Consider the following 21,869-nt stretch of genomic DNA (forward strand, 5'->3'; position numbering starts at 1 on the left):
CTGATTTTGTTACGTGTAGATCCCTTTACGATCCGATGAGTAGGTGATCAACATTCTTTAGATAATGTGGCGTTCTTGCTTGTACTCCCACTACGAAACGGTATGATTCTGCTAAATGTCTTTCAATTTATGCTGACGCTTTCCCCCGATTAAAAAGCTACATGTGGAAGTGTCATCCGCGATGATGGGTGCAGGAATGGGCTTCTGGATATTTTTTATTACACTAGTTGTTATCTGTCTTTTGTGTTCCAAAAAGAAAAAATCAACTTCAACCAGATCGAACGGCAGAAACATCAGTAAATCAAATAACTCATCCCAGCAAAAATTTCCTAATAAACCAGCCAATAACGTGACAAACATGTCTTCTCGGTATCCACAGGCATCCGACGATGACGAACTGGCAACCTTCACTCTCGTTAATGGGATAACTGTTGAATACAGTACCAGTTGCGAGCAGCCGCGTGAAACCGCAGCCCGACGTAACACGACGCCAGCGCGGTGGATCAAACCGGGAGAAAGCATCACCATTCAAAATATTGTCATTAATAACGGTAACTTTTATTTTGGCGGACAGTTAAAAACATATTCATCAAGAGAATATGGATATTTTTATAATGATGGTTCAGATGCCTCTCTGGTCAACGATGCATTGCCCATCCAGTCCATAACAAGACATTACGAAGATGAGTCGCTGGGATACTGGCCTAGCTTTTCAACACTATCTCCACGCTGCCGCGGCGCTTATCTTGACTGGCTGGCAAGCGACCGAAGCGATGCGACCTGCCCCATAGGCTATGTTTTTATCTATTTTTACGGTCTTGAGCGTCGCATACTGGCTGACGGGATGCAGGAAGCCATTTCTGATAATGAATTCAGAGCGTTATTTGAAGAGGTATCGCGCCTGAGGGCCATATTTCAGTCGAATAACTCCTTCCGTCGTTATTCGACTCAATTAATAGAAACAATGTCGCTTCTCCGGCCTGATGTCATCTTCATACAGAATGAAAACGAATACTTTGCCTCGGGAAGCTCGCTGCTATTTCGGTTTCATCTGGCCACAACTGTTGCTCAGGGAGGGCCTATTTCAGCAGATCTGGCTCTGGCATGGGTAAAATATTATACCGAATATACGCTACGAACTCCGGCGCGCCGTTGTGCAGAAGAGTTTGCCGCCCTGTTTAAACAACGCTACGTCAAAAAATTTGGTGAGGGTCTTGTGGTTAAACCGAACAAGACCCGGTTGAAACTGGATTATGCCTCCGCAAACAGTACGCTCCGGGGGATTCGTATTGAGCTTCCTGATCTACCTGATCCCAGTGTATTAAGAGCTCCGGTAAAAAAACTGATACAAATTGCGGAATCCTGTACCAACGCTCTGGATGCCTACAGCCGCTATCTTGGTAAAAAGGACACCTCACGTAGCGATGTCGCCGCCATTATGCTCCTTCCCGATGAAATCCTTACTAAAGATGCAGAACAAATGTTCGCTGGTTTTAAAAGCTGGGCTAACGAAAGGGTTCTGGAAAATTCAGGACTAACAACGGTTGCAAGCTTCTGGGCCCGTCTGGATATGTCAGTGCCAGACAAGATCAATAAAAAAGAAGCAGAGTTGATGCAGAATTTCGCTCAGCGGGCAGGTTACGGCATAGTACCAGATATGCGTTATCATTATGTCAAACCGGAACCAGACGGTGATATTGTTTTATTTGCAGAGGGACACGGTGAATTCTTCACACCTTCCACAGAATTCATGTCCGTTTCTGTGGCGCTCCGGTTAGGCGCAATGGTTGCGCAAATGGATAAGAATGTTGACGTCGCTGAGCAAGCTGCACTGGAAAAAGCGATTGAGCATAACAACACGTTGTCGCCAACAGAAAAACGCTCGCTGCACGCTTACCTGATCTGGCGACTTAATACTCCTGCCAGTATGGCGGGCCTAAAAGCCAGAATCGAGCAGCTTAACGATAAAGAGAAATCGGCTATCGGCAACGTTATTATCAACGTCGCCTGCGCCGACGGTAAAATTGATCCGGGAGAGATTAAACAGCTGGAAAAAATTTACTCCAGCCTTGGGCTGGACAGCAGTACCGTTACCAGTGATATCCATCGTCTGTCAACAGCAGAAAAAACATCGCAGGTCACATCAAGTGTGAAAAGTACATTTTCTCTCAATGAAAATATTCTTGCCCGCCATGAATCGGACACGACAGACGTTCGTCAGTTGCTGAGCACAATCTTTGTCGAAGATGATCCCGAAGAAGTACCACCAGTAGACATTCCGCCACACTCGACCACTGGCCTTGATGAAGCGCATAACCAGCTGTACCAACGTTTGCTGGAAAAAGAACGCTGGGCGCGAAATGAAGTTGCTGAGCTATGCCAGCAATTTAACCTGATGGTGGGCGGCGCAATTGAAGTCATTAATGACTGGTCATATGAACTGGTTGACGCCCCGGTTCTCGATGACGACGATGATATTTACGTTGACCTGGAAATCGCACAAGAACTCAAAGGATAATTTATGTCTGGCATTCGCATCCGTCTTAAAGAAAGAGACGCTATTATTCAGTCACTGAAGTCAGGTGTTACACCTAAAATAGGTATTCAGCATATTCAGGTCGGCCGGGTCAACGAGATAAAAGCGTTGTATCAGGATATCGAACGCATCGCCAATGGCAGTGCAGGATTCCGTTTGATTATCGGGGAATATGGTTCAGGTAAAACATTCTTTTTAAGCGTCGTTCGATCAATTGCTTTAGAAAAAAAACTGGTGACGGTAAGCGCCGACTTGTCTCCGGATCGCCGTATCCATGCTTCAGGCGGGCAGGCGCGGAGCCTCTATTCTGAGCTGATGAAAAATTTATCCACCCGAAATAAACCGGATGGCAATGCTTTACTAAGCGTGGTTGAGCGCTTTATTACGGAAGCCCGAAAGAAAGCAGAAAGCACAAACACACCGGTTCCGGTCATTATTCATCAAAAACTCACCACACTGTCCGAAATGGTTGGCGGTTATGATTTCGCTAAAGTAATTGAGTGTTACTGGCAGGGTCATGAGCAGGATAATGAGGTTTTAAAATCGAATGCTATTCGCTGGCTGCGAGGCGAATACACCACAAAAACCGACGCACGGAACGATCTGGGCGTACGCGCCATTATTTCTGACGCCTCTTTCTACGATTCGTTAAAGCTGATGAGCCTGTTTGTCCGCCAAGCCGGGTATGCCGGTCTGCTGGTCAATCTGGATGAAATGGTGAATCTGTACAAGCTCAATAACAGACAGGCCCGGGTCGCTAACTATGAGCAAATACTGCGTATCCTGAATGATTGCCTTCAAGGAACGGCAGAGCATATTGGTTTTCTGCTTGGCGGCACACCGGAGTTCCTATTTGATCCGCGTAAAGGGTTATACAGCTACGAAGCTCTCCAGTCGCGGCTGGCGGAAAACAGCTTTGCCCAGCGAGCAGGAGTGATTGACTATTCATCCCCTTCTCTGCATTTAGCCAGCCTGACGCCGGAAGAACTCTACATTCTGTTGAAAAATCTTCGTCACGTTTATGCTAGCGGTAAAACGGATAACTATCTGGTTCCCGATGATGCGCTGACAGCATTTTTACACCATTGTAGTAATACCATCGGCGATGCCTATTTCCGCACACCGCGAAATACGATTAAAGCATTTCTAGATATGCTCGCCGTGCTGGAACAAAATCCGAACATTCACTGGTCGCAACTAATTACCAGCGTAGCTATCTCAGAAGAAAAACCCTGTGATATGGATGAAATATCTTCAGGAAATGATACCGACGAGGACGGTCTGGCCGATTTCAGATTATGATGAATGAATACCAGCGGCTGGATCCACGCATACAGAAGTGGATATATCGACAGGGATGGGCTGACCTCCGATCTCTGCAAAAAAAAGCGATCCCGCCGATATTAGCGGGGGATCGGGATGTGCTGATCAGCGCCGCCACCGCTGCGGGTAAAACGGAAGCCTTTTTCCTGCCCGCTTGCTCTGCTATCGCGGATATTCAGGACGGTTTCGGTATTTTATACATTAGCCCGCTTAAAGCTTTAATTAACGATCAGCACCGGCGACTGGAAAGCCTGGGCGATACACTGGAGATGTCTGTCACACCCTGGCACGGAGATGTGGCACAAAGTAAAAAACTAAAAGCAAAGAAAAATCCTTCCGGCATTCTGCTTATTACCCCGGAGTCGCTGGAAGCGATGCTGATCCGCAACACTGGCTGGTTAAAACAGGCTTTCGCGCCTCTTGCCTATATAGCCATTGATGAATTCCACTCCTTCATCGGCTCTGAGCGAGGTATGCAGCTCCTCTCTCTGCTGAACCGGGTCGATCATTTACTGGGAAAGGTGAACAATCCGACTCCCAGAGTGGCGTTAAGCGCGACGCTGGGAGAGCTGGGAAAAGTACCATTATCCCTGCGGTCGAATCAGTGCCTGCCCTGCGATATCATCACCGACACTCAGAGCCATGCCACATTACAACTGCAAGTAAAAGGTTATCAAGAGCCGTTATCAACCACCGGAAAAGAACAGCTGCCTCCGGCAGAGACACAAATCTGTCACGATATTTTTCGATTCTGCCGTGGTGATTCCCATCTGGTGTTCGCCAACAGCCGTAAGCGTACCGAAAGTATTGCCGCTACGCTCAGCGATCTCAGTGAAGCGAACATCGTTCCCAACGAGTTCTTTCCTCACCATAGCTCCCTGTCCAGAGATCTGCGCGAAACACTTGAGCAACGGCTTCAGAAAGGCAACCTGCCCACCACCGCCATCTGTACGATGACGCTGGAACTGGGCATCGACATCGGTAAAGTCAGTTCCGTAGTACAGGTCACTGCGCCACATTCTGTTGCCAGCCTGCGTCAGCGCATGGGGCGTTCTGGCAGGCGCGGCTCTGCCGCAGTGCTGAGAATGTTGATTCCCGAACATGAACTGACGCCGACGTCAGGCATTATTGATCAACTGAGGTTACAGCTAGTCCAATCGCTGGCAATGATACGTTTACTCATCGGCAACAAATGGTTTGAACCGGCCGATACCCGACAGATGCATTATTCCACACTGTTTCATCAGATTCTGGCAATCGTCGCGCAGTGGGGTGGCGTGCGCGTGGATCAGCTCTGGTCGCATCTCTGCCAGCACGGACCGTTTCAGAATATCAGTACTGATGATTTTAAAATGCTGTTGCGGCATATGGGGGAACACAATTTTTTAACACAACTCTCCAGCGGCGAGTTAGTACTAGGTCTTGAAGGCGAACAACAGGTTAATCAGTACACTTTCTATGCCGTATTCCGCACACCTGAAGAGTTTCGTATTGTCGCAGGCAATAAAACGTTAGGTTCAATTCCTGTGGATTCGCCATTAATACCTGAACAGCATATTATTTTCGGTGGACGACGCTGGAAAGTGACTGATATCGACAGCGATAAAAAGGTGATTTACGTCGAAGCAACGAAAGGAGGACAGCCGCCTCTATTTGGCGGTGAAGGCATGTCCATACATGATGTCGTCCGGCAGGAAATGCTCACCATCTATCGGGAGGGCGACTACCGGATTACAGTTGGTGAACGTAAAGCCGACTTTGCCGATACCGCTGCCAAAAATCTCTTTGACGAAGGCCTGTATAGTTTCTGTAGCAATAACCTTGCATCAGAATGCCTTATTCAACAAGGGCAGAATGTTTGCATTTTCCCTTGGCTAGGAGATCGAATCGTAAACACGTTATCGGCATTGCTGATTCATCGTGGTTTCAAAGCTGGAGCGTTTTCTGGTGTTATTGAGGTTGAAAAGACCACTGTGGCGGAGGTTATACAAGCGTTAACCAGCATGCTTCGTGAAGGTCTGCCATCCGAAACTCGTCTTGCCGAAAGTGTTCCAGAGAAATACCTTGAGAAATATGACCAATATCTACCCGAAGCATTGCTCACTCAGGGATACGGATTAAGAGCTTTCGATGTTGAAGGGACTGCTCAGTGGATACAAAAACAAATCCAGAAGACTCTATGAAAGATTAGTTGCCTAAAGAGATTATATAACTCTCACACATCCGCTCGGGTCAACGAATCTGAACAAATTATCATCACATAGCTACTTTGCACCTCCAACACTCTTAACATTTAACATAATATCCCTTTACATTAACTAAACTTGGTCAAGCGCTGAGATTTAAAGGCTAGCATGATGCTAACAAGTTATTAGAAACGGTGAAAAATATAATAGAGGTTGACATTAAGACTTTCGATAATAAATATCATTACGCAATAATGAATGGCGATGAAATTCAATCCCATAGATATTCAAACTATCTTGAAGGGTAAACAATCTATTGTTCACCCTTCATCATTTACTTACTGTGTATCTTTATGAAAATAAAGATACACAGTAAATAGAAAAAAGATCTTTTCGGAGAATAAGCTAAACCCACACCAGAAGATGTTTCGTTAGCTACCTCTGAATGGCTTGTAAAGGAGTTACACTTCAAAACGCGACAGAAATTGGGCTTTAGCTAAGATTTTCTGAAATTCAGGGCACTGCATATGCTCAGAGGTAGTACAGTTTGCGATATGTTTCAACCCATTACGTATTAAACTGAGCTTGCGAATGGTTTTATCTATCTCTCTTGCCTTAATCAGTAACCGTTCTCTGTCTATGTTCACTTTTCCTTTTCCGTCTGCATCAAACATGACTGCAATATCGTCAAGCGTGAATCCCGCAGATCGGCCAAGCGCAATCAGTTGAAGTTTATTCAGAATATCAGGACTGTATTGTCTTCTGAGACCAACACGTCCGATCGGACGTATCAGCCCTTTTTTCTCATAGAATCGCAATGCTGAAGGAGATATTCCAGCAAGTTGAGCGACCAAACCAATATCAAGATCTTTCATAGTTGACTTAAACCTAACTTTAAGTTGCACAATGCTTGCCAGCTTAACATCTCTGATCAGACGGAGCATAGAACATGAACACAGACGTTATTTTTCGAATCTTGATAACTGGTATCGGCGCGACAATATGTATGGACATCTGGACATTAATACAAAGGCGTCTGCTCAGTATTCCATCTCTTGATTATGCTCTAATTGGCAGATGGTTTTTATGGATGAGAAAACAACGATTTTTCCACCAGACTATAGCCAACACTCCCGCAATCTGTGGAGAAAGACCTTTAGGATGGGTAATACACTATCTGACCGGTGTTTTATTCGCCCTCATCCCGCTAATTTTATCTAGCCAGAGCTGGTTTTATCAGCCCACACTAGCGACAGGATTGTTTGCTGGCTTGATAAGTTTGTTTGTCCCATTTCTGATTATGCAGCCGGCATTTGGATTCGGTCTGGCTGCGTCAAAAACCCCAGTCCCCATGAAATCACGAACGATGAGCCTATTAACTCACACTTCTTATGGATTAGGGCTTTATCTCACAGCAAAAATTATAAACCTGGTAATATCATAACGACACCTGACGTTTTTATATTTTTCATGTATATAAAGGACGTTTCAATGAAAATCATAATAGAATAAATTATCAATCAGTTACCCCGTTAACGACCTAAAAAAGGATTAACGGGATCGGAAGGAAATTAATATTGTAAGCTAAAAATCTTATTGATAGGCAATGTTCTCAAACTTATCAACATCAACCATAGTAGCTTCATCTCTGGATACTTTGACCATTCGTCAATGACAATAATAATGTTATGGAATTGATACATAATTCAAATGCATCATCAATTGCTTTTTGCAATAATTATCCTTTAACTTTAGTTATATTTATATTTCAATGCTGTAATGAATCAAACTGGTCAAGATGAATCTGTTAATCTTGTATTTTCAATTTGAAATCGGGATGTTACTATTCAATATATTGACTCAATTATATTAGGAGTATTACCAATGCTAAAACCTATTGGAGTTGTCTTAATCTCAGCTATTTTAACAGGATGTGGAACTTTTGGCTCTCGTGTAACTCACGGCTATGAATGCAAAGTCTACCCAGCAACTCAATTTGATATACAAGGTATTAAGGAAGGCTACCCATTTTCAAGCCTGATAGACCTTCCATTCTCGATAATCACAGATACACTTATACTTCCGTGGGATACTCATCGTTTATATACTGATGAAATATGCAAAAAAACACACCTTTAAACTATGCTAAATTATATTAGCCAACACCCGATAAAATAAGCTAAACCGGATAATAACAGACAATGGTTAATTTAATTCCCAACGAACATTCTACAAAAACTGCTCCCGATGTATAGATTGATATCCAAGATTATGGAAGCAGTTCATTAAGTAGCTTTCAATATAATTTTTCTTCAACTCCAAGGCTAGAGTATATTAATTCCCCCCTGTAATAACGTATTAATTAATATCCTATTGCAAACCAATATGAGCCTAATTGGTCACGCCCAATTGTAGCATTGGTAGAATTAAATCCATAAACTACTGAATAGTTATCCGAAGGAACCCCATTGGCATAGACACTAACTTGCATAGATAAGCATACATTGGGAAAAGGTATTGGATATGTTACTGTAATTCTTCCAGCTCCCCCATTCGGATTATACCCCCACTGATAAATTATTCCGGTATCGCCACATTTCCACCAACCGTTTGCAGCTCTTAAGGCGGTGTTTTGAATGAGATTACTCATGGGTTCTCCTTAGTATTAATAATTAATCTTTTCTTCAAAAGAGATCTACCGACTAAATCATTTAATGCAATAGATTTAATTTCATAAATCATGCATTGATAATACACTTTAACTATAGTAGTTATTAAATGAAGTATGATGAATTATTTTTATCGCTAATAGTGATTAACCATTACGGAGTAATTAATATTAATAAATAATTTTGAAGACAAAAAATATACAAAGCTATTTATTAATAATATTAGGAAGCTACCTTCCCACATCCTATCGTTTTCCCTGCGTGATGTCCCATGTACCTGTCACATAAATATGGGCGCAGTAGTATAAACAAGAAAAATTTATCGTATTTTCACAATATCAATATGAAATGAATGTATTGCCATACAAAAAAATAGTAAAAACAATATATTTAAATACAAAACATCAATAAACCAGTATTGAATTATTAATTATAATTAATTAATAGCAATTATTTTCCCATTTTTTGCTACAAAACCACAACACTACTTCAACAGATTTTCAACAAGACAATAAAAAATTATACGAAAAGGGAACTTATTACCTTTTATTGAACAATAATTAGTAACTCAGATAAATTATTTGACTCCAATAAACCCCTGAATGAGGTACCAACGATGAAGAAGTTATCAGCTTGCCTTTTAGCGTTAAGTATTACCACTTTCTCCTCCAATCCGGTGTTCGCAACTATCTGTTTGCAAAGCGATAAGCCACTGATCAAATGTACTCAAATATGCGGACCGATAGCTCTTTATAGTATTTTTTTCTCAATGGCTTGCTTTTAAATCAACCAATAGCAAGCAAAAGTGACAGGAATAATTTTATTCTTGTCACTTTATCATGTGGTTATTACTCTTATTCATAATGATATATCTTTACACAGTTCAATTATTCTAATCGTCCAGCACACTAAATAAATCTAATCCAAATTAAGTGATTTGCACAATTATTAAATAGAATAAAATATAAAATTATCTATAGGGAGCTATTTTAGATGAGAAAATTTCGTTATAAGATATAATCTAATAGCAACTAACATAAGTCCATAATTAAAGCTATTTTTATGCCTATTTAAGTTTATTATTTCTTAAATCCATACTTATAAATAATCAATAAAATAGCCAAAAATATCAAATAGAAACACAATCTGCGAAAATTCTTATTAATGGCCGATAGTTACATTGATAAGCAGAAATATTAGCGTCAATCCATTGCTTAACATTTATAGATTCAAAAGAGATTTTATAGCCACAGTTTATAACAATATATTCAAATAACAGCCGCTGGGTTCGCCCATTTCCCTCTCTAAAAGGATGAATCACATTTAATTCCGCATAATATTCAGCAAGTTTTTTAATAAGCTCCTGATAATTTAATCCCACAAGATAGTTTTCATTCTCTAACATATCAAATATCCTATTCCCTTCCATCTCAATACATTTAGCATGACAGAAACGGGTATCCCCTTTAGATATATCAATTATCCTTAGCTGACCAGCCCAATCATACAAATCAGAAAATATCTGTTTATGGAGTCGACGCCAAAAGAGCAAATCGTAAGGTGGTTCCTTGAACGAAATATTCAATATAGCAAGTTCAGTGAGTTCCCTTTCTGCCTGTTCAAGCACAACAGAATCACGAATACCTAATTTATTAATAAGTGTGTCGATACCCGGATATGTGTAGGGATCTTGCCCTGCTCCATATTTATCTACCATAATTACCTCAATTGTAAACTATACTTTCTAATGAGTTTATCTTTAAGATTTTTTTGCTCTTTCGACGTTTCAGGCAAACTATTCATAACAATATTCATTCCTTCAAGACGCATACTGTCTCTATAGTTTTTTAATTTTACATTGTCAAAATAATGTTTTTTTTCATCATAAGTTGTCATTATTGTTTTTCTATTCTTTTGGTTTCTAATACCTTTCTCTTGCTGACGGGAATATTTAAATTTAGCCAGGTCCAAATCGCTCAATTTACAGTTAATCGCCTGACCGCTTTCAAATATCCCCCAAGAAATAACTTCAAAATAACTGACCTTCCCATCCCTAATACGATTAATTTTTACTTCTAAGTCTTGTTGCAATATTTGCAAGACCTGTTGTACCTTACGTTCAGATATCCCTGTCGCTTCTACAATTGAACGCGTGTTAGGATGATTTAACTTCGTCAAGGCCGCCATAACAGCTAATTCATATTTCATTTGAATTTCCAAGATACAATCTATGCAACGATAGTATAAAACATCAAAGTAACGAAAACCAGAAAAGAGAATCGCGCTATTATTGACGAATCCGGTAAAGCACATGTTCATGAAGCGGGTGCCCATCCGGTAATAAAGGATGTAAAAAAGTATTTTCATCTTTCACCATACCAAGCCGCTCCATAACTTTTTGAGATCGCAAATTAGAAATTGCCGTAAATGCAACTATTTCCTCAAGTTTTAATTGAGTGAAAGCAAAATCCAAAGCTTTACGTGCGGCTTCACTGGCATAACCTTTACCCCAAAATGGTTTGTCAAGACGCCATCCAATTTCAACACAAGGTGAAAATGGTAATTCCGCCACAGGAATATTCAAACCGACAAAACCAATAAAATCCCCGGTTTCTTTCAGCTCCACAGCCCATAATCCCCAACCTCTCTGTTGCTCAAATCTCTGGATAATCGTATCCACCATCGTATTACTTTGTTCAGCCGTCAAAGCGGCAGGAAAATATTCCATGACTTCTGCGTTATTATTCAAATGGCAAAATGGTAATCTGTCTTCTTCTCTCCATGCACGCATGATTAATCTATCTGTTTCCAACACCACAGTCATATTCTTCTCTTCCCAATATTAATTAATAAACAGGATACCTACCATGCGACAAACCACATACTTTAATCAGAGTAATTAAAACAGTTAAATAGGTAGATTGTTATAGTAAACAAAACTAAAGAGGAAATATACCCGTCACCTTTCAAGTTGCCTCGTTGTTGGCTGCACTCTCTCACCCCGGTCACATAGTTATCTATGCTCCCGGGGATTCGCCCCCTTGCCGTCGCGATCCATCTTGAAATCCATTGGGTATAGAACAACTCGTTAGAAACTAAAAGGAAAGGCCCGTGCCGGCAGGATCTGAATCAGATATCACACGGGCCTGTTTTATCAGGCACTTGTTTTTACCGTGGCCTTATCTTTAGATTTATCATTATTGGTATCTTTTATCATCGGTACAACACGTTCAGACGCAGTTTTGTTTTCAACCTGTTCCGATTGTCCAAAAAACAAGCCTCCACGCTTGATAGACATACTGCTGCAACGACTGATCCCACGCAGCTCGCCATGTTCAAGAATATCCAACGTCGCTGCACAACAAGTCCCTTCAACATTACCATCAATAATGATTTCCGGCGCACTAAGTTCACCTTCAACCCGTCCAGCGTGCATAATACGGATCGCACCCTCTTTCACTCGGATATTGCCAATCACTTTGCCCCAGATCTGTATATCACCTTCTACATCAATATCACCCTTAAATACCGAGCTTTTAGCAACAATAGTACAACGGCGAGCTTCCGCACTGGCGTTCTTTTTATCATCAACAAATTGAGACATGGGTTCAACAGCCGCTGCCTCTGATTTTTTTCCAAACATAGTTTTTAATCTCGACCTCATGTGAATAAAGCAAAATATTAGCGCCAAAAAAGAGAGAATCGCTGTCACTGCACAGCCCAAAAGATTACCAGCCAGATAGAATCCCAGAGCAATGCTCCACATGATCCATATACAGCTCAAAAAAATGTTGTCCGAAAAACGATGTTTTGCCATGTTTGTTCACGTTTTTGTTATTTTTCATGCTTTTTTCGTTAGAAAATACAAAACCAAAATCACTATTTTAACAGAACAGATAACAATCAATACTAAAGGAAAGCAGGTATTTACAACGTTATTAAACGGTTAAAGCCTATATTCATTCTTCGATAACAATTAACAAGGAAAAATTAACATTAAAGTAGAAGCCTTATTTCTATAATTGTTAACATAAATCAACAATAAAGTCACTTTATTAATGTTTAATTTTATTTACAAATGACGTATTATAAGCATCTTTCTCAATTAATATCTCCTGATATTGATATAACAAACATATTACTTATTTATACAAAAAAATTAATTCATTGAAAATATCAATGTTATTGCACGAAAAAAAACACAATGTAATATCAGATAAATCAATTATTTTTATCAATAAATAATTCAATATTGGGAGATATAATAAAATAAGAATTATATAGTAGGGATCACTTAAGCATCAAAATTTTATTGAAAATAATCAGATTTCATCTGTCCCATAACCAAGAAATAGCCATTAAAAAGTAAAATTTATCATTAATCTAAATATATGAAGTTTCTTCCGCTGACACAATTTCGGAGATTTATCAGTCTTGTTAGTCACCCAAGGTAAAGCCAGCAATATTTTCAATGTTGCCCGGGATAATAACTGATGAACTACTGGCTGTAATCTGCAATTTACCAAACGGTTATCAAGATTATTATGAGTTGAAACCCTCGCCTTTTTCAATATCACGTTGGAAACTCCCCCCGGGTTGATAGTCTTACCAAGAAGATTCTTAGCGTTAGAATAAGGCACAGCAATAATAGCGCCATTAAAGGTCACTGTGATATAACTTCGATCGGCTTTATTTATAATAGACACAATACCCAATATTAATATGGTCGCTATTATAATTTTATTCAGTTTCATTTCCAATTATTACGATTATCTAATAACGATTAACATCAGCATAAAACAACAAAATATTTTAAATAAATAATTTCATTGTCAATCCTATTTTAACCTTATGAGGATTAGAAAAAATTTAACACAAGGAATAAATCATAAAAAATATTTACATATGAACAATGACCTTATCGACCTTTCAAGTATTACAGAATAATTCAATTAATAAAAACAAAAAATACAAATTCAAATAATTTCACAACAAAATACTTAGATAACATTTCAATACGATCATTTGCGATCTATAGTGTCGCAAATTATATCTATATAAGTATAAAATACTTTATGAAGTTTGTTTTTCAAATTAAAAGATCTAAAATTTTAATTTTTCGATATAATTGACCTGCATCGTACAAAAACCAACCTTGACAAAACAGGATATAGACTCGGAAATTCTTTATGTCTGAATAGAGCGTTCAGATTGCCCTCATGTGTTGAAATTAACCGTTGGATTATCCGAATTGCTCAAGATATCCAACTGGGTTCAATAAAGCCTGGAGTTAATATGGAAAACCGGAAAGATTCGATTCAACCTTCCCAGACGGATCAAGTACTCAATGTCATATCCGAATTATGCACTATTCGGAAAATGCAAGCGGCTCCCCCACCAGAATCATGGCCTAGCACGCGTGATGTAGCAGAACAATGCGATTTCACCATCTACAAGGCGCGTTATCTGTTATTGAAACTGGCTAACAAAGGATTAGTTATGGTCACTCCGTCTCCCATTAAGAATTCTCTCCGATGGTATATACCGGAAGACAAAATTAAGTCTGTCTAATGTCAAGCAAATATGAAGAAATGGATGTCTGTTCTGTACAGTAGGGCCTGTCTATATAGTCGAAAACTTGATAAGACAACATACGGCCCTATGGCGTTATTCATTCAAATCACTGTATTCTTCCCATTACAAAAGTCTCAACAACGCATTCAAGCGCAGAGATATCATAATCAATTATTATCATTTTATTTCAGAGGAAGTCAGAATGGAAAAATTGCATCGTTGGGAAAAGGATGGATATGTTGTCTCTACAGATAAGAATAAATTAGATATTACGATCATACAGCGGTTTCTGACGAAATCGATTTGGGCAGAAGGAATCGACAAGGAGACGGTTAAGTTGTCGATCGAAAATAGCTTGAACTTTGGTCTGTATAAAAATACTCAGCAAATAGGATTTGCTCGTATCGTGACTGACTTCACAACCTTTGGTTATCTTATTGATGTTTTTGTTTTGGACGATTATCGCGGATTGGGATTAGGACGTTGGCTAATGACATGTTGCCTGGAACATCCCCAAATAGCACAACTTCGTCATATTATGCTGGTCACTTCTATGGCGCCGTGGCTATATGAAAAAATGGGTTATTCCCCGGTAAACGAAGAAAACTTTGTTTGGCAACTTGTTCGACCAGATATTTATAAGCAATCTAAGAGATAAAGCAACCATATCAATTAGTCATGAAAAATGCCCGACAAGGTAGTCGGGCATTACTACGACAATAGCCACACTATTGCGATAAACAGGAAGCTACTGTTTTATCAACTTGTATCTTTTAACCAGAAATTAGAAACTGGCATTAACACCTAAGCTGAAAGCATAAGTGTGATTCTGAACATCACCATCATTACGTGATATTGACGCAAAAGCGCCCCAATCTTTTGTCATAGCAGCATTCATGCCGATAACATATTCACGCCAGTTAGTGTCCTGCTTTTGGCTTTTACTAACGAAAGATGTCTGAGTTGAGTTAGTGGCACTACTAATCTGATAGCGCCTATCGCCAAATTGGTGGTTAAATCGAACCTCAGCATAGGGGTTAAAACGACCAAAATTAGTGTCCAGACGCCAGCCTAATGTTCCGACCTGAGAATCGTAACGTTGATCACCGAAATGCATAGCCGTACTGCTATTACCTGATTCACGATAACCTTTAACATAACTCTTATCCCAAGCGTACTGGATAATCGGGCTGGTCATAACCGTAGATGTCAGCGGAATATCCCAACCTGCTGTAATGCGTCCTCCCCACTGATGACCGGTAGTCGAAGCATGCTCCTTGCGCAACCACTCATTGAGCACGATACTGCGCGTAATATCCTCATATTTCATGTCCAAATAGTGAAGATCGCCGCTAATCCAACCTTTATCGTAGTAACGCCATAAGCCATAAGTGGTGAATACATAACCACGACCATCAGCGCGGAAATGATTAACTGAGCGCTTATCCTGATAACGCGAGATCATTCCCCCTAACAGAATATTATCCGTGAGTTGATAGTCACTACCCAGTGTCAATGTGCTGTTGTGATTACCGCTATAACCACCGAATACGCCTATTTTATCCTGCTGGTTACCTACGCTGCGTAGCTGCTGCAAACGGTTGTCAAGAGAAGCAAGCGCCCCCTTCACCGGTACATTGTTGGTATTCGTCAGTGACATAACCTGATGTGGAGCATTAAGGATTGAAATAGTGTACTGACCAACCATACGTTGCGCGGTTGGAGTCGGATGAAAATTATCAGCAAATAAAAAGATTTGACTGGTATTAAAACCGGTATCATTGGCATGACAGGATTTAGCTTCAATACCCTGAGCACAGGCATAACCTACAGTATTGGAAAAACCGTAACGTAAAGGATTATCAATAACCTCATGTAAAAGTGCATTAACATCAACCCGAACAATATTGCCGCCATCCTGACTCAGTGCGATATCTTCTAATTTATTATAGCTGTCAACCAATGCTGAAGCGTTGCTACTTAATTGCTTATAACTATCCTTAGCTTTTTTGGCATCGTCCTTTGAAACTATTGACGCCATCTTTTTAAAAATACCGTCGATAATTTGAAGGCGAGTATCTCTATCAATTGTGGGACCGCTATTAACTATCACATGAATTTCATTCATCTGTTTAGAAGTAGCTCCTTTAGAGATAACAAGCTCCAAAATCTTCGGCGTCATACCAACATCAGGAACTGTAGGCACGATCACTAATCCAGCCCCCTTATCGAGAAGCATATGCACTTGGGATGCAGCGGCTTTCGCACTATCCTCAATCATTTTTTGTGCGTTACCTGGATCTCTCAATGCCGCCTCAATATCATTACCACCAACCCAATGAACATACATACCATTAGGATCAGCACGATTACCATGACTTGCCAAATAACGGCCTACCTGCTCCTGAGTAGTGTTATCTTTATTTCCAGAATTAGGAATAGCGGTCGCTCCACCTACTGCGTAATTATTCCCTCCACTATTAGAATTGGTCAGTTTAGTCCCTAAATGTTGAGCAATAAGATCGTTATACAACTCACTGGTTGTACCATCGGTCGTATATCGACCTCCATTTCCACTGTCACTCAAACTATCACCAAAAACATATAGATGGTCATAAGTGTGTGCATTCGAAATTGCACTTATCGAAAGTGCTAACATGCCTGGTGTAAATATAAATGCCCTTTTCATTAATATGATCCTCAAGAAGTTATTTTATATTTATCATTGAACTAGCCGTTCAACTGAAATGATCAATCCAAATAGAAACTACGTTAATGAGATATGACGCAATTCCTTTTTTGATTAGCCAATACCTCATTATAGTTAGTAACAGAGAGAATCCCGCATTGTTTTTTTAGATTTTAAAGTGTAGTGCTGCTTGATTGTTCAATTAATCAAATCGGTTAAAATTCAACTATCTATAAGAAGTAATATTAGACCAAATAGATTGAATTCTCTCCTTTGTTTCATGAAATAGATCACAAAACAGACAGAAGAAGATTCTGATAAGAATAATGGCTAAATCTAATTAATATCTGAATCGATCCATCACAATAAACGTGATAGTGTTAATTCATCATCGGTTTAGCAAAGTAAAATATTAAGAAGAATGAATATGAGAATTCAGCAAGCAATAAAGGCCGATTTCAATAAGCTGATCGAAATCTGGGAAGCCTCGGTACGAGCAACACATGACTTTTTATCTGGCGAACAGATTAATGAATTGCGCCCATTAATTCTGCATACTTATTTACCAGCGCTGACTGTTTATAAAGCGATAAATGACAAACACGAAATTGAGGGTTTTATTAGTGTTGATCAGCATCGAGTTGAAATGCTATTCATATCCCCGGATTCCCGAGGTAAAGGCATCGGCAAAGCGTTGCTGAATTTTGCTATTAGCGAATTAGGTATCAATGAACTTGATGTTAATGAACAAAATACTCAAGGAGTGGGGTTCTATCAGCACTTGGGGTTTGAAGTTTTCAACCGCTCAGAAATTGACGGTCAAGGTAATCCATTTCCGTTATTACATATGCGAATTGAACGGCCGAACGCCGAAGCCACCTAACTCACACTTTCCTCACATAACGTTACTATTATCGAAGCAGCGACAATCTCTTCGCTGCCCAAACCTATATTTATTTCAAATTAAACTCTATCGCTAAAGTCAACTCCCTTGGCAAACCGGCCGGTTTCAGCCCTACCGACCGAGCTTGCTGGATCGCCGCAAGGGCAGCGCGATCCAATTCATCAGCGCCTGAACTCTGCACTAATTGGTGATTCGCCAAATCGCCGCTATCCAGCAAGCTAAACCTGACCTGAACTATCCCTTGCTGCTTCATCTTCTTAGCCCGACGCGGATAGCGTTTATGTTTTTCAATCTCACGACGCAAGGCAGCCTGATAGCTTTGTAACTCATCAGCTCCCACGCCAGTCATTGGTTGACTGGTCGTCGCCTGACGGGCGCCAGCTTGTGAATCCGCAGCATCTCTCCCCGCTAATTGAGCGCTGCCTTCCGTTTGCTCTGGCTGATTTTGCTCTGCTTCCTGTTTACGCCCACGCTCTGCCAGTTTTGGTTGAGGATCTTCTACCGGTTCCTTCTGTGGCTGAGGCTTGTTCTTCGGTTTAGCATCCGTACGTTTTTCCGGGCGTTCCTGTTTCCGTGGCTTATCCGCTGGCTTATTGAGTACTATTTTTGCCTCATGTGGTGATTCCGCTACCACTATCTCTGGCGGTAACGGGGGCGGAATAGGTTCCGGTTCTACAGGTTGTTCCTGTCCGGCCGATGCTGCCGAAGCAACCATTTCTATTGACATACTGATTATTGGCGAATTCACTGATTGATTATTCGCACTGTCATCACGCAGTAAATGCCGCGCCATAAGCCCAACAATACCCACGTGTAACAGTAAGGAAGCAAACAAGCCAATATAAAAACGATTTTTTATCATAACTTCAAGCCATCTTTCCGTTCGTTATCTGTGGAGATTGCCAGCGCTCTTAACGGCAACCGGCGAATCCCCCTTAAAGAGTCAGAACCGACTGGTGACACTAAGCTTAAACGTCCGTCCGGGCGCCGGCATCATGGAACGCGTTAATGGGTCCAGATAATAACGATCGGTTAAGTTAGTGCCGGATAATTCGACAACCACATCTGGCGTAACCTGATAATTAATATAAGCATCTACAGTCATTACTGAATTCCAGCGCATTGGATTATTATTTATTCCTTTATAAACGCCGGGCATTTTTTTCATTAACCATTTTTCATCCTTATTCTCCACACTGCTGTGGTATAATATTCTGCTACCGATTTCTAAATTTTCATCTAATAACCGGCCACCGATATTCAGATTAAGAGAATAACGAGGTGGAATAGTTGTCCTTAAAAAACCACCGGGAAAACCGCCATCAATACATTCAGGAACACCAAACTGGTTTCTTGGATCTAACATCAGCGATGAGGTTTTATCACAAACTTTATTCTTAAGATTATAAGATAGGCCAAAATGGGTAAAGAAACTACCGTTATCATAACGTCCTTGTACTTCTAAACCGGATAATTTCTGTTTATCTAGCTGAGTAAATACAAAATTACTATCACGATCAAAAACATGCTCAATGATGGTATTGTAATAAGCGAATTTAATGTCCGCATTACGCTCCGCGCCCAACAATTGGCTTAAATCATGCACATAACCCACTTCCACAGTTTTACTACGTTCAGGTTTAAAAGCACGTGTAGGTTTATCAGTTAAACCGGAAGAAAAGCCAACAGTATCCTCAAAAATACTCGGCATACGTACTGCTTCGGCATAACGGGTATAAATACGTGCGTTATCACTCACATAGGCCGTTGCGGAAAATACCGGCGCCCAGGCATGATCTTTACGTTTAGGTTGTTTAGACCAGCGCTCTTGTTCACTTTTCGCTTTATAAACGCCCTTATCGCTATTATTTAGTATTTCTCCAGAGTCATCAATATAACGGCTATTCTGTTGAGCAGCACTGTATTCATATTTATACACTTCTTTATTCGTCACAGGATCAATAATGCGTTCGTTCATATCAAGCTCCCCATTGAAATAGGGATTATCTTGTTTATATAACTTACCATCGCCATGATATTTCCAAAGCACATCTACCGGTACCATAGGGCGGAGAATTGAATCGCGTTCTTCTATTGTCGTGAAATTCTTTGCATGATATTCGTCAAATTCATCATCAGTTAGGCACCACAAACATTCCTCATATTTTCTATATAACTCAGCTTCCCGATCAGTAAGTGTTCTCATATATTGCAACCCTTGGCCAACCAATTTTTCATGCTTACTATAACCAATATCACGGGCCGCCAAACGTTCATTTAAAAAATCATCCTTAGACCAATAACTTACCCGTCTAGCACCCGCACTTAATGCCAGCCACGGAGTAGGACGCCAGTCAAAATTAAAGGCAATATTATTTTCCTGACGGCGCCCTTTTCTTGGTGGTGACCGAAAACTAGAAAAATTCTTCCCTTCATAATCATCATGGGAACCTAAACGTTCCCGTTGTAGGCTGGCTGACAAGGTTAAATCTAAATTTGAAGTCAATTCGAAAGCATTAGAGAGATCAACACCCCAACGGTTATTATGGGTATTCGTAGAAGCAGTATCTACCAAGCGGCCATCTTTATTCGGATCTCGTTCCTTACCATTTACATCCCAAACGGCATCCCGCTCTCGCGGTTCACGTGGATATCCCCCGGCAGTATTGGTATCGCTGATAGTACGGGTAATCCAAAATTTCATATCAAAATCAACCCATTTGTTCCCGTCAGGCTTCCACTTATAATCCAGATTAAACGCCTGCTGATGGACATTCGCCAGCGGCCACTGTGGTACAACATTACTTTCTGCCCTAACCCAACCCAGTCGCGAAGGCATAATCTCCCCGTAAATCGTTTTAGTATCGCGAATACCAAACCCAATCGTCTGTTGATTAGCCAGGTACCAGGTATTTTTAAACAACCAAGATTCCATTTCACTGGAAGTATTCGGCACCTCATTGCCAGGGCGATATACACGTGCAATAAAAGGCAGATAAGGATCATACGGCCGGGTACCACCATCAAGGATCTCTATATCCTTTTTATTAATGGGCTCATCATAGCGATGGGCGCCGCCCTTACCGGCAAAATAGTTTCCTTTACTGCGGTAACTATAAGCTGCCATTAAATCAAAATATTCCTGTCGGGTACCTATCGCCAGACGTATCGCATTATCTTTTAGGCCCAATAATTTATTATCTTTTGAGGTTTTTGGCGTAATTTCTAACGCGGGATCAACATAATTAAATCCCTGATTAAAACCGGGAATATCTCGATAATCTTGTCCCAATTCCAAATGCGGCACACGTTCCTTAACGGCATTACTGCTAGTTTCCAATTTCAAGTTAATACCAAATCGCTCATCTATGGGTACCACATCATCGATCCCCAGAGTTTTGATCATTACCGCCCCACCGATCGAACCTTTTACTCCACGAGTCAATGATGGACCCTTTTCTATTTCAATACTACTGATCAGGTTAGGGTCAATATAGTTACGATTGTTCGCACCGTTATAACCACGCCAGGTGGTAATTGCCTGCTCAGTACCATCAATGGTAACAGGAACCCGTCCCTGCCCTTGGATGCCACGAATATTAGGATCTAATGCGCCACTGTTTCTCGAATCACCACTAAATACGCCGACTGCGCTTTTTAAAACATCCGCCGGTGAAGCACCCTTATAGCGTTCTACCAAATCCTTACCCAAGTAAATATTGGTAATATCTTTATCATAAACCGCATCATAACCTGCCTCATCTTTTTCACTGGTCGCTGAAACGTTAATTTTACCGAGGTCAGCCTTATTTTCAGCAGGCTGTTTAGATGATTGAGCCGGGGTTATTAGTGTTTCTGCATCAGAACGATAAGGCATCATACTGTAGGCCAATGCCAGTATGAATGTTATTTTGCTATATTTATTATTTAATTTATACATAATCATTATCTGCCATAGTGTGGATTGAAATAACTTGTTACTTCAACC

At 40.5% G+C, this 21,869-nt stretch carries 18 protein-coding genes; 8 read left to right on the forward strand and 10 right to left on the reverse strand.

The genetic code is table 11. The features are described from left to right. Nucleotides 1–111: 111 nt before the first annotated feature. Nucleotides 112–360, reverse strand: a complete 249-nt coding sequence (locus B0X70_RS25345) for a hypothetical protein (protein ID WP_246593331.1) — start codon at nt 358–360, stop codon at nt 112–114. Between B0X70_RS25345 and B0X70_RS17540 the strand changes: the two genes are divergently transcribed. From B0X70_RS17540 to B0X70_RS17550, 3 genes are read left to right on the forward strand one after another with little or no spacing between them, the layout of a single operon-like run. After that, on the forward strand, nt 359–2,518 hold the full coding sequence (locus B0X70_RS17540; RefSeq protein WP_246593332.1) for a tellurite resistance TerB family protein: 2,160 nt from the start codon (nt 359–361) through the stop codon (nt 2,516–2,518). The two genes, B0X70_RS25345 and B0X70_RS17540, sit on opposite strands and share 2 nt — an antisense overlap. A gap of 3 nt (nt 2,519–2,521) precedes the next feature. Next, a complete protein-coding gene (locus B0X70_RS17545; RefSeq protein WP_036810570.1) occupies nt 2,522–3,838 on the forward strand; it encodes an ATP-binding protein in 1,317 nt (438 codons plus the stop codon). Further along, nucleotides 3,835–6,042, forward strand: a complete 2,208-nt coding sequence (locus tag B0X70_RS17550; RefSeq protein ID WP_217469960.1) for a DEAD/DEAH box helicase — start codon at nt 3,835–3,837, stop codon at nt 6,040–6,042. Before B0X70_RS17545 ends, B0X70_RS17550 begins: the two co-directional genes overlap by 4 nt. Before the next feature lie 464 nt (nt 6,043–6,506). Here the strand turns inward: B0X70_RS17550 and B0X70_RS17555 are convergent, their stop codons facing one another. Continuing rightward, complete coding sequence (locus B0X70_RS17555; protein WP_105398470.1) at nt 6,507–6,920, reverse strand: helix-turn-helix domain-containing protein; 414 nt, start codon at nt 6,918–6,920, stop codon at nt 6,507–6,509. 74 nt (nt 6,921–6,994) lie between these two features. Here B0X70_RS17555 and B0X70_RS17560 point away from each other — a divergent pair, with 74 nt between their 5' ends. Together B0X70_RS17560 and B0X70_RS17565 are read left to right on the forward strand one after the other, a co-directional pair. Beyond that, nucleotides 6,995–7,489, forward strand: coding sequence for a DUF2938 domain-containing protein (locus B0X70_RS17560; protein WP_217469962.1), 495 nt, complete (start codon nt 6,995–6,997; stop codon nt 7,487–7,489). Nucleotides 7,490–7,929: 440 nt separating this feature from the next. Beyond that, the gene (locus tag B0X70_RS17565; protein ID WP_214039273.1) at nt 7,930–8,184 is read left to right on the forward strand and encodes a YceK/YidQ family lipoprotein; all 255 of its coding nucleotides are present in this window, start codon (nt 7,930–7,932) and stop codon (nt 8,182–8,184) included. Between the two features lie 223 nt (nt 8,185–8,407). Here the strand turns inward: B0X70_RS17565 and B0X70_RS17570 are convergent, their stop codons facing one another. From B0X70_RS17570 to B0X70_RS17590, 5 genes are all read right to left on the reverse strand, one after another. Further along, the gene (locus B0X70_RS17570; RefSeq protein ID WP_036777560.1) at nt 8,408–8,695 is read right to left on the reverse strand and encodes a gp53-like domain-containing protein; all 288 of its coding nucleotides are present in this window, start codon (nt 8,693–8,695) and stop codon (nt 8,408–8,410) included. 1,148 nt (nt 8,696–9,843) lie between these two features. Further along, nucleotides 9,844–10,431 carry a putative adenosine monophosphate-protein transferase Fic gene (locus B0X70_RS17575; protein ID WP_217469963.1) on the reverse strand — a complete coding sequence of 196 codons (588 nt, stop codon included), beginning with the start codon at nt 10,429–10,431 and terminating at the stop codon, nt 9,844–9,846. Between the two features lie 2 nt (nt 10,432–10,433). Then, complete coding sequence (locus tag B0X70_RS17580) at nt 10,434–10,922, reverse strand: YhfG family protein (RefSeq protein ID WP_036810582.1); 489 nt, start codon at nt 10,920–10,922, stop codon at nt 10,434–10,436. 79 nt (nt 10,923–11,001) lie between these two features. Further along, a complete protein-coding gene (locus B0X70_RS17585) occupies nt 11,002–11,538 on the reverse strand; it encodes a GNAT family N-acetyltransferase (protein WP_105398475.1) in 537 nt (178 codons plus the stop codon). Nucleotides 11,539–11,868: 330 nt separating this feature from the next. Beyond that, nucleotides 11,869–12,357: a bactofilin family protein gene (locus B0X70_RS17590; RefSeq protein WP_229001700.1), complete on the reverse strand. Its 489-nt coding sequence runs from the start codon at nt 12,355–12,357 to the stop codon at nt 11,869–11,871. 1,652 nt (nt 12,358–14,009) lie between these two features. Here B0X70_RS17590 and B0X70_RS17595 point away from each other — a divergent pair. Next, the gene (locus tag B0X70_RS17595; RefSeq protein WP_217469964.1) at nt 14,010–14,285 is read left to right on the forward strand and encodes a FaeA/PapI family transcriptional regulator; all 276 of its coding nucleotides are present in this window, start codon (nt 14,010–14,012) and stop codon (nt 14,283–14,285) included. 205 nt (nt 14,286–14,490) lie between these two features. Continuing rightward, complete coding sequence (locus B0X70_RS17600; RefSeq protein WP_036810591.1) at nt 14,491–14,946, forward strand: GNAT family N-acetyltransferase; 456 nt, start codon at nt 14,491–14,493, stop codon at nt 14,944–14,946. A 126-nt stretch (nt 14,947–15,072) separates the two neighbouring features. Here the strand turns inward: B0X70_RS17600 and B0X70_RS17605 are convergent, their stop codons facing one another. After that, a complete protein-coding gene (locus B0X70_RS17605) occupies nt 15,073–16,977 on the reverse strand; it encodes an autotransporter outer membrane beta-barrel domain-containing protein (protein WP_217469965.1) in 1,905 nt (634 codons plus the stop codon). Between the two features lie 427 nt (nt 16,978–17,404). On the opposite strand from B0X70_RS17605, the gene B0X70_RS17610 reads away from it, so the two are divergent. Then, on the forward strand, nt 17,405–17,860 hold the full coding sequence (locus B0X70_RS17610) for an acetyltransferase (RefSeq protein WP_105396826.1): 456 nt from the start codon (nt 17,405–17,407) through the stop codon (nt 17,858–17,860). A 70-nt stretch (nt 17,861–17,930) separates the two neighbouring features. On the opposite strand, the gene B0X70_RS17615 is transcribed toward B0X70_RS17610, so the two are convergent. Further along, on the reverse strand, nt 17,931–18,743 hold the full coding sequence (locus tag B0X70_RS17615) for an energy transducer TonB (protein WP_217469966.1): 813 nt from the start codon (nt 18,741–18,743) through the stop codon (nt 17,931–17,933). 81 nt (nt 18,744–18,824) lie between these two features. Further along, a complete protein-coding gene (locus B0X70_RS17620; RefSeq protein WP_217469967.1) occupies nt 18,825–21,821 on the reverse strand; it encodes a TonB-dependent receptor domain-containing protein in 2,997 nt (998 codons plus the stop codon). Between the last annotated feature and the right edge of the window lie 48 nt (nt 21,822–21,869).

This window comes from Photorhabdus akhurstii (genome assembly GCF_019090985.1).
Lineage (GTDB): Bacteria > Pseudomonadota > Gammaproteobacteria > Enterobacterales > Enterobacteriaceae > Photorhabdus > Photorhabdus akhurstii.

Bases quoted from the DNA above. Each gene is read 5' to 3' on its own strand.
- B0X70_RS17540 (WP_246593332.1), top strand. From the start codon at position 359: ATGTCTTCTCGGTATCCACAGGCATCCGACGATGACGAACTGGCAACC.
- B0X70_RS25345 (WP_246593331.1), bottom strand. From the start codon at position 360: ATGTTTGTCACGTTATTGGCTGGTTTATTAGGAAATTTTTGCTGGGAT.
- B0X70_RS17545 (WP_036810570.1), top strand. From the start codon at position 2,522: ATGTCTGGCATTCGCATCCGTCTTAAAGAAAGAGACGCTATTATTCAG.
- B0X70_RS17550 (WP_217469960.1), top strand. From the start codon at position 3,835: ATGATGAATGAATACCAGCGGCTGGATCCACGCATACAGAAGTGGATA.
- B0X70_RS17555 (WP_105398470.1), bottom strand. From the start codon at position 6,920: ATGAAAGATCTTGATATTGGTTTGGTCGCTCAACTTGCTGGAATATCT.
- B0X70_RS17560 (WP_217469962.1), top strand. From the start codon at position 6,995: ATGAACACAGACGTTATTTTTCGAATCTTGATAACTGGTATCGGCGCG.
- B0X70_RS17565 (WP_214039273.1), top strand. From the start codon at position 7,930: ATGCTAAAACCTATTGGAGTTGTCTTAATCTCAGCTATTTTAACAGGA.
- B0X70_RS17570 (WP_036777560.1), bottom strand. From the start codon at position 8,695: ATGAGTAATCTCATTCAAAACACCGCCTTAAGAGCTGCAAACGGTTGG.
- B0X70_RS17575 (WP_217469963.1), bottom strand. From the start codon at position 10,431: ATGGTAGATAAATATGGAGCAGGGCAAGATCCCTACACATATCCGGGT.
- B0X70_RS17580 (WP_036810582.1), bottom strand. From the start codon at position 10,922: ATGAAATATGAATTAGCTGTTATGGCGGCCTTGACGAAGTTAAATCAT.
- B0X70_RS17585 (WP_105398475.1), bottom strand. From the start codon at position 11,538: ATGACTGTGGTGTTGGAAACAGATAGATTAATCATGCGTGCATGGAGA.
- B0X70_RS17590 (WP_229001700.1), bottom strand. From the start codon at position 12,357: ATGTTTGGAAAAAAATCAGAGGCAGCGGCTGTTGAACCCATGTCTCAA.
- B0X70_RS17595 (WP_217469964.1), top strand. From the start codon at position 14,010: ATGGAAAACCGGAAAGATTCGATTCAACCTTCCCAGACGGATCAAGTA.
- B0X70_RS17600 (WP_036810591.1), top strand. From the start codon at position 14,491: ATGGAAAAATTGCATCGTTGGGAAAAGGATGGATATGTTGTCTCTACA.
- B0X70_RS17605 (WP_217469965.1), bottom strand. From the start codon at position 16,977: ATGAAAAGGGCATTTATATTTACACCAGGCATGTTAGCACTTTCGATA.
- B0X70_RS17610 (WP_105396826.1), top strand. From the start codon at position 17,405: ATGAGAATTCAGCAAGCAATAAAGGCCGATTTCAATAAGCTGATCGAA.
- B0X70_RS17615 (WP_217469966.1), bottom strand. From the start codon at position 18,743: ATGATAAAAAATCGTTTTTATATTGGCTTGTTTGCTTCCTTACTGTTA.
- B0X70_RS17620 (WP_217469967.1), bottom strand. From the start codon at position 21,821: ATGTATAAATTAAATAATAAATATAGCAAAATAACATTCATACTGGCA.